Source organism: Bradyrhizobium altum (genome assembly GCF_020889705.1).
In the GTDB taxonomy this organism is placed as follows: domain Bacteria; phylum Pseudomonadota; class Alphaproteobacteria; order Rhizobiales; family Xanthobacteraceae; genus Bradyrhizobium; species Bradyrhizobium altum.
The window spans coordinates 1-10698 of the sequence record NZ_JACMYP010000284.1 but is presented as its reverse complement, the minus strand read 5'-3'; the positions used below and the strand labels follow the sequence as shown (position 1 = coordinate 10698).

Annotated in this window: 10 protein-coding genes; 7 read left to right on the top strand and 3 right to left on the bottom strand. The window is 64.2% G+C overall.

The annotated features are described in order from the left end of the window. Positions 1–12 precede the first annotated feature (12 nt). A complete protein-coding gene (locus H8B02_RS39975; protein ID WP_229171202.1) occupies positions 13–567 on the top strand; it encodes a tetratricopeptide repeat protein in 555 nt (184 codons plus the stop codon). A gap of 76 nt (positions 568–643) precedes the next feature. Here H8B02_RS39975 and H8B02_RS39970 read toward each other — a convergent pair whose 3' ends face one another. Beyond that, positions 644–820 (bottom strand): hypothetical protein, encoded by a 177-nt coding sequence (locus tag H8B02_RS39970; RefSeq protein WP_171948016.1) that lies wholly within the window; start codon positions 818–820, stop codon positions 644–646. A 364-nt stretch (positions 821–1184) separates the two neighbouring features. Here H8B02_RS39970 and H8B02_RS39965 point away from each other — a divergent pair, with 364 nt between their 5' ends. Both H8B02_RS39965 and poxB read left to right on the top strand, forming a co-directional pair. Beyond that, positions 1185–2168, top strand: coding sequence for an alpha/beta fold hydrolase (locus H8B02_RS39965; protein ID WP_229171201.1), 984 nt, complete (start codon positions 1185–1187; stop codon positions 2166–2168). Positions 2169–2251: 83 nt separating this feature from the next. After that, a complete protein-coding gene (gene poxB / locus H8B02_RS39960; RefSeq protein ID WP_229171200.1) occupies positions 2252–3988 on the top strand; it encodes a ubiquinone-dependent pyruvate dehydrogenase in 1737 nt (578 codons plus the stop codon). Between the two features lie 60 nt (positions 3989–4048). Here poxB and cycA read toward each other — a convergent pair whose 3' ends face one another. After that, positions 4049–4441 carry a cytochrome c-550 CycA gene (gene cycA, locus H8B02_RS39955; RefSeq protein ID WP_229171199.1) on the bottom strand — a complete coding sequence of 131 codons (393 nt, stop codon included), beginning with the start codon at positions 4439–4441 and terminating at the stop codon, positions 4049–4051. A 249-nt stretch (positions 4442–4690) separates the two neighbouring features. Between cycA and H8B02_RS39950 the strand changes: the two genes are divergently transcribed. The 3 genes from H8B02_RS39950 to H8B02_RS39940 all read left to right on the top strand — a co-directional run bounded on the left by H8B02_RS39950 (position 4691) and on the right by H8B02_RS39940 (position 8835). Further along, complete coding sequence (locus H8B02_RS39950) at positions 4691–6184, top strand: FAD-linked oxidase C-terminal domain-containing protein (RefSeq protein ID WP_229171198.1); 1494 nt, start codon at positions 4691–4693, stop codon at positions 6182–6184. Positions 6185–6374: 190 nt separating this feature from the next. After that, positions 6375–7544: an acyltransferase family protein gene (locus H8B02_RS39945; protein ID WP_229171197.1), complete on the top strand. Its 1170-nt coding sequence runs from the start codon at positions 6375–6377 to the stop codon at positions 7542–7544. Positions 7545–7680: 136 nt separating this feature from the next. Further along, positions 7681–8835, top strand: a complete 1155-nt coding sequence (locus H8B02_RS39940) for an acyltransferase family protein (RefSeq protein WP_229171196.1) — start codon at positions 7681–7683, stop codon at positions 8833–8835. A gap of 52 nt (positions 8836–8887) precedes the next feature. On the opposite strand, the gene H8B02_RS39935 is transcribed toward H8B02_RS39940, so the two are convergent. After that, entirely contained in the window at positions 8888–9226 is a 339-nt protein-coding gene (locus H8B02_RS39935; protein ID WP_097671657.1) for a putative quinol monooxygenase, read from the bottom strand. A 462-nt stretch (positions 9227–9688) separates the two neighbouring features. Between H8B02_RS39935 and H8B02_RS39930 the strand changes: the two genes are divergently transcribed. Continuing rightward, positions 9689–10698: FAD-binding protein (locus H8B02_RS39930; RefSeq protein ID WP_229171195.1), on the top strand; the 1010-nt coding region annotated here is incomplete at its 3' end.

The window sequence follows — 10698 nt, the reverse complement described above, 5'->3', positions numbered from 1 at the left end:
GACGATCCGCGAGTGGTCCCGCCGCCGAAGGCCCAGAAGAAACTGCCCGAAGCCCCGACCAAGCTGCCGAAGGTTCCGGCCGACCGTACCCGCGGGCTGGATTTCCTGTTCGGTGCGCTGAAGGCTGCGCCCGATGAGGACAGCGCCCGCCACGTCGAGGCGCGGATCTGGGCGCTGTGGCTGCAAACCCCGAGCGATACCGCGGCGCTGTTGATGGTGCGCGCCAAGGCCGCGCTCGATGCCCAGAATATCGATGTGGCGCTGAAGCTTCTGGACGCGGTGATCAAGCTCCGGCCCGACTATGTCGAGGCCTGGAACCGGCGCGCGACGATCTACTATCTCAAGAACGACTACGTCCGTTCGCTGGGAGACCTGCAGCAGGTGTTGACCCGTGAGCCCCGCCATTTCGGCGCGCTGGCGGGTGTCGGCATGATCATGCAGGACATGGGCGACGACAAGCGCGCGCTGGACGCCTTCCGCAAGGCGCTGGCTGTCGATCCCTACCTCGAGAAGGTGCCGCAGATCGTCAAGCAGCTGACCGAGAAGGTCGAAGGCCGCGACATCTGATTGCGTGCGATTGACGCGAGGGGACACGTTGCTCGCGAGCTTGACGCTTGCTCGCGATACGGTCCGGCGCAGGAGACTAGTGCAGGAACTTGCCGCGGGATGCGCTGTCCTGGGCGACAGCCGCATAGAATTGCTGAAGCTCCGCCTCCAGGTGCTCATTCACGAGCAGCAGGGCCTTCAGGGCTCCGCGCAGGTCGCCGTTGCAGCTCGCCACGATCTGATCGATGGCCACATCGCTAGGGTCGGAAATCATGGTACTCCTCCGATTACTTCCCGTTGAACTCATCGTGCGGACGCAGGTTCCTGTGGATTCAGTGTACAAGCCAAGAGGCATCCCGGGTGCGTCCCGGTTTCGATGAAGCCTCGCCTCTGATGGCGAAATTGCCACCGGCAATCTATGGAATTACTAATGACGGTGGGATGAACCCGCTATCCACAGGCTGGGCGGATTGTGGACAACTGCGCCTTGGGCGCGAACCGGACAACCGAAAATTGGCTTTCCGAACAAGGGCATCCCAGGGCTGCGGGCAAATCGACGCGAAACCTGGCTTCGGCTTGGTCGTAATTTTCAGGTGCCCAAGACGCTTCAATTGCCCACGATCTTCCGGATCCCCTCGATGCTAACCGCGATCATTGCGCTGGCGGCCGCCGGGCTGGTGCTGGCCCTGGTGACGCAAATCGGCGTCATCCTCATTCAGGAGGCCTTTTCGCCTCGGGGCCGCATGATCGAGGTATCCGGCGCGCGGCTGCATGTGGTCGAACTCGGCCCGCGCGATGCCGCGGGGCCGCCGATCGTGATGCTGCATGGCGCCAGCTCCAATCTCCGCGCAATGCAGCCGCTCGGCGACCGCATTGCCAAAACACGCCGGGTGATCCTGATCGACCGGCCGGGCCATGGCTGGAGCACGCGCGAGCGCGTGGCGGATTCGACACCCGCGATCCAGGGCCGGATGATCGCGGAGGCGCTGACCAGGCTCGGTGTCATCAGGGCGATCGTGGTGGCGCATTCCTGGGCCGGCGCGCTCGCGCTGCGCATCGCGCTGGATCATCCGGACCGCGTCGCGGGTCTCGTGCTGCTCGCCCCGGTCGCCTATCCCTGGCGTGGCGGCGCCGGCCGCTACAATGATCTTATCTCGACGCCGCTGATCGGGCCGTTGCTGGCGCGCACAATCACGCTGCCGCTCGGTTATCTCGTCACGACATCAGGCGTGCGCGGCGTGTTCGCGCCGCAGCCGATGCCGGCCGATTTCGTCCGCGACAGCGAGACATTGCTCCTGCTGCGCCCGCGCGAATTCATCGCCAATGCGCGCGACCTCGTCACGCTGAAGGCCGCCGTGGTCGAGCAGGCGCCGTGCTATGCGGAGATCAAGGCGCCGCTGTCGATCATTTCGGGCGATGTCGACAAGACGGTCTCGACCGGAATCCATTCGCGGCCGCTCGCTGCGTCAGCGCCGAACGCGAAGCTCATCGTGCTGCCGAGGGTCGGCCACATGGTGCAGTACGCGGCGCCCGATCTCGTCGCATCCGAGATCGAGGCGATGGCTGACCGGTTGGTCCAACCGGCAGCAACAGCGGACAAGACTGTCCCCGCGAATCTGTGATCCGGTGAGGCTTGCGCGGTTGCAGCCTGCCGAACATCATGCGGTTGCGCGGCTCGACAGATATCACCCAAAGGACAAGCCCCATGCGGATCGACAACATCGCCGACCTCATCGCTGAAACCCTCGCCCAGGCCGGCGTGAAGCGCATCTACGGTGTCGTCGGCGACAGTCTCAACGGCTTGACCGAGGCGCTGCGCAAGCGCGGGACGATCGACTGGCTGCATGTGCGCCATGAGGAGGTCGCGGCCTTCGCCGCCGCGGCCGAATCCCAGATCACGGGCGATCTTGCTGTATGTGCGGGCTCCTGCGGCCCGGGCAATCTCCATCTCATCAACGGCCTGTTCGACGCGCATCGCAGCCGCACGCCGGTGCTGGCGATCGCGGCACAGATTCCATCGGCCGAGATCGGCGGCGGCTATTTCCAGGAGACCCATCCGCAGGACCTGTTCCGCGAATGCAGCCATTATTGCGAACTGGTGTCGGATCCGGCGCAACTGCCCTACATGCTGGAGAATGCGATCCGCGCCGCGATCGGCAAGCGCGGCGTGGCTGTGCTTGTGCTGCCGGGCGACGTTGCGATGCGGCCGGCGCCGAAGCGCGACATCGCGCCGAACGCGGGCCTGCTGCCGCCCGTGCCGGTGGTGCGTCCGGCCGATGCCGAATTGAACGCGCTGGCCGCTTTGCTCAATGGCGCAAGGCGCGTCACGTTGTTTTGCGGCCGCGGCTGCGCCGGGGCGCATGACGACCTGATCAAGCTCGCCGAGACGCTGAAGAGCCCGATCGTGCATGCGCTCGGCGGCAAGGAATATGTCGAATACGACAATCCCTACGATGTCGGCATGACCGGCTTCATCGGCTTTTCCTCCGGCTATGCCGCGATGCACGGCTGCGACGTGCTGCTGATGCTGGGCACCGACTTTCCCTACAAGCAGTTCTTCCCGACCGGCATCAGTATCGCCCAGGTCGATCTCCGACCCGAAAATCTCGGCCGCCGCTGCAAGCTCGATCTCGGCATCGTCGGCGATGTCGGCGAGACCATCGCCGCACTGTTGCCGAAGCTCACGGTCAAGACCGAGCGCAAGTTTCTCGACGCCAGCCTCGCGCACTACAAGGACGCCCGCGCCGGCCTCGACGATCTTGCCCGCGGCAAGCCCGGGCAAAAGCCGATCCATCCGCAATACCTCGCGCGCCTGCTCAGCGAGCAGGCCACCGAGGAGGCGGTGTTCACCGCCGACGTCGGCACGCCGACGATCTGGGCTGCGCGTTATCTGAAAATGAATGGCCGCCGCCGTCTCGTCGGCTCCTGGGTGCACGGCTCGATGGCCAACGCGATGGCGCATGCGATCGGCGCGCAGGCGGCGCAGCCGGGACGACAGGTGGTGTCGATGTCCGGCGACGGCGGCTTTGCGATGCTGATGGGCGATTTGATCACGCTGACGCAGGCGAAGCTGCCGGTGAAGGTCGTGATCTTCAACAACAGCGTGCTCGGCTTCGTCGCGCTGGAGATGAAGGCCGCCGGCTTCATCGAGACCGGCGTCGATCTGAAGAATCCCGATTTCGCGGCGATGGCCCGCGCCATGGGCATTCACGGCGTCAGGGTGGAGGATCCCGGCGAGCTCGAGGGCGCGATCCGCAACGTCTTCGCGCATGACGGCCCGGCCGTGCTCGACGTCGTGACCGCGACGCAGGAATTGTCGATGCCGCCGACCATTACGCTCGAGCAGGTGAAGGGCTTCAGCCTGTGGGTGTTGCGCGCCGTGATGAGCGGCCGGGGCGACGAGGTGGTCGATCTCGCCAAGACCAATCTGTTGCCGCGCTGATCGCGGCGGCACGTCCGCCCTGGCGTTTGGCGCAGGGCGGACGACGTCCGATACCGCCGATTACTTCTGCTTGCCGTCCTTGTCGAACGACGACACGTAGGCCCACAGATTGTTGGCTTCGGTCTCGTTCTTGATGCCGGCGAAGGCCATCTTGGTGCCGGGGATCTTGGCCTTCGGATCCTTGATGTATTCGAGGAAGGTTTCCTTGTTCCAGGTGATGCCGGAATTCTTGTTGGCATCGGAATAACTGTAATCCGGCGCGGTGCCGGAGTGGCGGCCGTCGAGGCCGTTGAGCTCGGGGCCGACCTTGTTCTTGGCGCCTTCGCCGATCGCGTGGCAGGCGAGGCATTTGTTGAACGAGGTCTTGCCGGCGGCGGCATCCTGCGCCAGCGCGGAGGATGCGGTGGCCAGCGACGTGACGACCGCCAGCACGCTCAAGGTCTTTAGGTTCATGGGGTTCTCTTCGTTTCGTCCCGGGGGGTAGCGTTTGGTTTGTGGCATGTCCGGCTTGGACAGGACAAGCCACGAAACCTTGACAGGTTTCATGGCCGTCCGCTTGTCCGAGAGAGAACTCGGCAATGCGGGGCGGGGCAATCCGACCTTCGGCCGGGTGACTGAAACAGGGCGGCTGAAACAGGATGCAGACGTGCTTGATTTGTCGTAACAAATCCGCAAAGCGCCGAGCGCTCCGAGGGAACACCGATGTCCATCATGATGCCGGCGGCCGATCAGGCCGTCCTTGCCCGCCGCGCCGAAATCGTCGCCGCCTTGCGCGCCATCGTCCCGGGCGAGGGCGTGATCGACAGCGCCGCCGAGATGCTGGCCTATGAATCCGACGGCCTGACCGCCTATCGGCAGCCGCCGATGGTCGTGGTGCTGCCCGACACCACCGAGCAGGTCGCGAAGGTCCTCAGATATTGCCAGGAGCAGGGCATCAAGGTGGTGCCGCGCGGCTCCGGCACCTCGCTGTCCGGCGGCGCGCTGCCGCTCGCCGACGGCGTCTTGCTCGGGCTCGGCAAGTTCAAGCGCATTCGCGAGATCGACTTCGACAACCGCGTTGTCGTCACTGAGCCCGGCGTCACCAACCTTGCGATCAGCCAGGCGGTCGCCCATGCCGGCTTCTATTACGCGCCCGATCCGTCGTCGCAGATCGCCTGCTCGATCGGCGGCAATGTCGCGGAGAATTCCGGCGGCGTGCACTGCCTGAAATACGGCATGACCACCAACAACGTGCTGGGCTGCGAGATCGTGCTGATGAATGGCGAGATCCTGCGCATCGGCGGCAAGTCCGCCGAGAATGCCGGCTACGATCTGATGGGGATCATCACCGGCTCGGAGGGGCTGCTCGGCGTCATCACCGAGATCACGGTGCGCATCTTGCAGAAGCCCGAGACGGCGCGCGCGCTGATGGTCGGTTTCGCCGAGGTCGAGGCGGCCGGCGAATGCGTGGCTGCCATCATCGGCGCCGGCATCATCCCAGGCGGCATGGAGATGATGGACAAGCCGGCGATCCACGCCGCGGAAGCCTTCGTTCATGCCGGCTATCCGCTCGACGTCGAGGCGCTCCTGATCATCGAGCTCGACGGGCCCCAGGTCGAGGTCGACGAGTTGATCAAGCGGGTCGAGGCGATCGCGCAAGGCTGCGGCTCGACCTCCTGCCAGATTTCGACCTCGGAGGCCGAGCGCAATCTGTTCTGGGCCGGCCGCAAGGCGGCATTCCCCGCGGTTGGGCGGATCTCGCCGGACTATCTCTGCATGGACGGCACCATCCCGCGCGGCGCGCTGCCGAAGGCGTTGGCGCGGATCCGCGAGCTGTCGGAGAAATATGGCCTCGGCGTCGCCAATGTGTTCCACGCCGGCGACGGCAATCTGCACCCGTTGATCCTCTACGATGCCAACAAGCCGGGCGAGATCGAGAAGGCGGAAGCGTTCGGCGCCGATATCCTGCGTTGCTGCGTCGAGCTCGGCGGCGTGCTCACCGGCGAGCATGGTGTCGGCATCGAGAAGCGCGACCTGATGCCGGAAATGTTCACCGAGATCGACCTCAACCAGCAGCAGCGGCTGAAATGCGCCTTCGATGCCCAGGGCCTGCTCAACCCCGGCAAGGTGTTTCCCACCCTGCACCGCTGCGCCGAGCTCGGCCGCGTCCATGTCCACGCCGGCAAGCTGGCCTTCCCGGATATCCCGCGGTTTTAGGGCGATCGGTACATTTCGATCGATCGCGCTAGCCGGCCGATAACCTTAACCGATGCTTGCCGCGAGGGCCGTGGCAAGCCACTGCAGGACTGCAATTGCGCGTCGCTGCAATTGCGGGCGGCCACCGTTTACACGACCTTCAACTGTTCCTCGGTATTCTCCCAAGATGCATGTCTTCGGGACCACATCGATGCCCAGCCTGGCTGATCAGCTGGCGCTTTCGCGCAATCGGCCCGCAGGTTTCGACTACATGCGGATTGCGCTGGCGGTGTCGATCATCTGCCTGCACAGCCTGAACGTGACGCTCGGGCTCGGCCGGGCGCTGGAAATACTGGGCTCGTTCCGCATCGGCATCGCGATGATCCTCGCGCTGTTCTTTGCGTTGAGCGGCTTCCTGGTGACGGCGAGCCTGCAGCGGTGCAAGAGCCTGATTTCCTTCCTCGGCCTGCGCGTGCTTCGGATCGGGCCCGCGCTCGCGGTCGAGACGACGCTGTCGGCCGTCATCATCGGCTCGGTCTTCACCGAACTGCCATTGGCGCAGTATGTCGCCGACCCGACATTCCACGCCTATTTTCTCAACATGGTCGGCGACATCCATTACGAGCTGCCGGGCGTCTTCCTGCATAATCCGCTGCCGCACGTGGTGAATGCCCAGCTGTGGACGGTGCCGTACGAATTGTGGTGCTACGTCATCCTGGCGCTGCTCGCGGTGACCACGATCTGCTTCAACAGGGTGGCGTACCTTGTGTTCCTGGTGATCGTTCAGGTCGCGCTGGTGAGCTACGACGTCTACCGCTGGGAGGAGGTGCCGATCCAGCTTCGCCCGCACCTTCTGGTGTTCTGCTTCCTTGCCGGCGTCGGCTTCTGCCTCTGGCGCGACAAGGTGCCGTTCAACCGCACGGCGTGCCTGGTTGCGCTGTTGCTGTGCGCCGCCGGCATGGCCACGGGACGCGGCGACGCGCTGGCTCCGGTGCCGGCCGCCTATGTCGCGTGCTATCTCGGCCTGATGAACCCGCGACGGAGCTGGATCGTGTCGTCAGGCGATTACTCCTACGGGCTCTATCTCTATGGGTTCGTCATCCAGCAGTGCGTTGCCGCGTTCGGCCCGCCGGTTCAGCACTGGTATCTGAACATCCTGATCAGCCTGCCGCTTGCCTTCGGCGTCGCCGTCGCGTCCTGGCATCTCGTCGAGAAACATGCGCTGCGGCTCAGAGATGCCGTCGAACGGTTGGAAGCAGCGATGCTCTCCAGAATTTCGATCCTCGGATTCGGGCGCCGGGCCGAGCAGGCCGAACGAGAGCCTGTCGTCCAGCCGGGGCCGATCAATCCCGTTCGACCGATCGTCCTTTCCGGCCGATAACCTTTAACCATTGCTTGCTGCGAATTCGGTGGCGCGTCGCCTAGATTGCGTCCGTTCGGACATGCACGCTATGCGTTCATATCTTGTTAGTTTGTTGCTGGATAGTTTCCGATGATGTAGTTGTCTCGGAAGCGCAATGCAACCTATGTTCAGCCTGGCCGATCAGTTGGCTCTTTCGCGCCATCGGCCCACAGGCTTCGACTATCTGCGGCTCGCGCTGGCGGCCACCATCATCTGCCTGCACAGTGTGAACGTCGTCTTTGGGATCGACCGGGCGATGGAGGTCTTGGGCCATATCCGCATCGGGTGCGCAATGGTCCTTGCGCTCTTCTTCGCCTTGAGTGGGTTTCTGGTGACGGCGAGTTTGCTGAGGTGCAAGAGCCTGATTTCATTTCTCGGCCTGCGCGTGCTTCGCATTGTGCCCGCGCTTGCGGTCGAGACGACACTCTCGGCCATCATCATCGGCCCGATCTTCACTGCGCTTCCCCTCGCGCAGTATTTCGCGGACCCGAAATTCTATGCCTATTTCCGCAATATCGTCGGCGACATCCACTACGAGCTTCCGGGCGTGTTTCTGCACAATCCGGTACCTTTTGCGGTGAATGCGCAGCTTTGGACGGTCCCATATGAGCTGTGGTGCTACGTGATCCTGGCGCTGCTCGCCGTGACCACGATCTGCTTCAACAGGGTGCTGTTTCTGGCGTTTCTGGTGTTCGCCCAGATCGGTTTCGCCTGGCACGATATCTATTATTCGGACCTAGAATATCTTCACCTTCGTCCGCCGCTGCTCGTGTTCTGCTTCCTTGCAGGTGTCGGCTTCTATCTCTGGCGCGACAAGGTCCCGTTCAACCGCACCGCGTTCCTGCTCGCGCTGATGATTTGTGCGGCCGGGATGGCCACTGGATACACCGATGCGTTTATTGTTGGACCCGCCGCGTATGTCGCGTGCTATCTGGGGCTCATGAACCCGCGGCGAGGCTGGATCGTGTCATCCGGCGACTACTCGTACGGAATGTATCTCTACGGGGTCGTCGTCCAGCAGTGCGTTGCGGCGTTGGGCCCCCCAGTTCAGCATTGGTATCTGAACATCCTGATCAGCCTGCCGATTGCCTTCGGCGTCGCGTTCGTGTCCTGGCATCTCGTCGAGAAGCATGCGCTTCGGCTCAGGGCGCAGGTCGAACAGATCGAGGCGGCGGTGCTCTCCCGGATTTCGATCGCAGCCTTCTGGCGCAAATCGCCCGAGCGGATCGAGTTGGGTGCGACGCTCGACGGCAGCCGCGCGTCGGTCTGATATCGCACGGGTGGGGGAGGACCTGCATCGCAAGCCCTCCCGCGGCACCGTCTTACAGCAGCACGTATTGCGTCCGTTCGCGCTTGGCGAGCAGCGGCAGCGCCTGCTCCGCGATGTAGGTCTTGAAGTAGGCGCTCTCCGCATGCGCCTTGAACGCCGCTTCGTCCTGGAACAATTCGTAGAACAGGAATTGCGCCGGATTGTCCTTACCGCGGCCGATCAGGAACAGCTTGGTGCCGGGGTCTTTCTGCGCCTCCGGCAGAAAGCCGTCGAGGATTGCCGCGACCTTGTCGGCCTGGCCTTCCTTGGCTTCCCATTGCGCCACCACCAGCAGGCCTGATGTATTGATCGCATCGCTGATGGTTCTCGTGCTCATAGCATAGTGCTTCATTTGCATTCCTCCGTTGCTTTGCTCCGATCGAGCTTGCGATCCGGTCCATGGCGAGACGCCGGCGATCGTCATGATCGCGGCGAGCGAGCCGATGGCCGATCGTCGGGTGAGCATCATCGTCGTGGTCGTGACGTCCGAACATTTCATGATCGCCTCCAGATGAAGTGCGCCAACCGTCTTGCCGGCCGAACCGCAACGCGACAGATAGGGGATCGTGCCGCGCACTCGGTTAGGCGACGGTCGAAATGTCGATGTCGTGAAAATGGTTCGACATCGGTCGAAGTGTTACGTCTCCGCCTGCGCAGGAGGCGCGATGTGGCCAAAACCTCGAGCAGGGTGGCCCGACCGCCGTTCCCGCCATTGTCGGGCGGCAAGCCCCGCTCCCGGGCCATTCCGTCGGCATTGCGACGGTGGGGTTCGTCGCATTTGATTTCGGCGCCGAATTTCGTTACCGCCTAGCGGGTGGAAACGCTGAAAGTCAGAGACGTCCAGGACGTCGAAGAGGTGGTGCGCGCCGCTGTCGCCAGCGAGCAGCCGCTTGAGGTCATTGGTCATGGATCGAAACGCGCCATCGGCCATCCGATGGCGACCAATGCGGTGCTCGACGTCTCGGTGCTGAACGCGGTCAGCTCCTATGAGCCGAACGAACTGATCATCACCGTGCAGGCCGGCGCGCCGCTCGCCGACGTGCAATCCCTGATCGACGCCAAGAACCAGCAATTCGCCTTCGAGCCGATGGACATGTCCGTGCTGCTCGGCAGCGCGGGAGCCGGCACGATCGGCGGCATGATCGGCGCCGGCCTTGCCGGTCCGCGCCGTATCAAGGCCGGCGGCGCCCGGGATCATCTGCTCGGGGCGCACGCGGTGTCCGGATTCGGCGACAGTTTCAAGACCGGCGGGCGGGTGGTGAAGAACGTCACCGGCTACGATCTCTGCAAGCTGCTCACCGGTTCGTGGGGCACGCTGGCGGTCATGACCGAAGTGACGCTCAAGGTGATGCCGAAGCCGGAAGCCGAGCGGACGCTGGTGCTGCGCGGGCTCGACGACGTCACCGCCAACAAGGCGATGACGGCAGCGCTGGGTTCGCCCTTCGACGTGTCGGGCGCGGCGTATTTGCCGGGTTCGGCGCTGCGGTCCGGGACCGGCGCGCTCGCCGGCCTGGCAGCCTCCGGCCAGCCGGTCACGCTGGTGCGGCTTGAGGGCATTTCGGCGTCGGCGGTGCACCGGGCGGCCTCGCTCAGCCAGACACTTTCCTCCTATGGAACGGTCGACAGCCTCACTGATGACGCCTCGGCCTTGATCTGGAGCGCGCTGCGCGACGTGGTGCCGTTCGCGGCGAACGGCGCGCTCGGGGCCTGGCCGGTGTGGCGCATCGTTTGCCCGCCGGCTTCGGGCGGCGCGCTCGGTCAGGCACTGTCGCGCGCCACCGGTGGTGATGTAATCTACGATTGGGGCGGCGGGCTGATCTGGGC

Bases quoted from the DNA above. Each gene is read 5' to 3' on its own strand.
- H8B02_RS39940 (WP_229171196.1), top strand. From the start codon at position 7,681: ATGCAACCTATGTTCAGCCTGGCCGATCAGTTGGCTCTTTCGCGCCAT.
- cycA (WP_229171199.1), bottom strand. From the start codon at position 4,441: ATGAACCTAAAGACCTTGAGCGTGCTGGCGGTCGTCACGTCGCTGGCC.
- H8B02_RS39935 (WP_097671657.1), bottom strand. From the start codon at position 9,226: ATGAAGCACTATGCTATGAGCACGAGAACCATCAGCGATGCGATCAAT.
- H8B02_RS39945 (WP_229171197.1), top strand. From the start codon at position 6,375: ATGCCCAGCCTGGCTGATCAGCTGGCGCTTTCGCGCAATCGGCCCGCA.
- poxB (WP_229171200.1), top strand. From the start codon at position 2,252: ATGCGGATCGACAACATCGCCGACCTCATCGCTGAAACCCTCGCCCAG.
- H8B02_RS39950 (WP_229171198.1), top strand. From the start codon at position 4,691: ATGTCCATCATGATGCCGGCGGCCGATCAGGCCGTCCTTGCCCGCCGC.
- H8B02_RS39965 (WP_229171201.1), top strand. From the start codon at position 1,185: ATGCTAACCGCGATCATTGCGCTGGCGGCCGCCGGGCTGGTGCTGGCC.
- H8B02_RS39970 (WP_171948016.1), bottom strand. From the start codon at position 820: ATGATTTCCGACCCTAGCGATGTGGCCATCGATCAGATCGTGGCGAGC.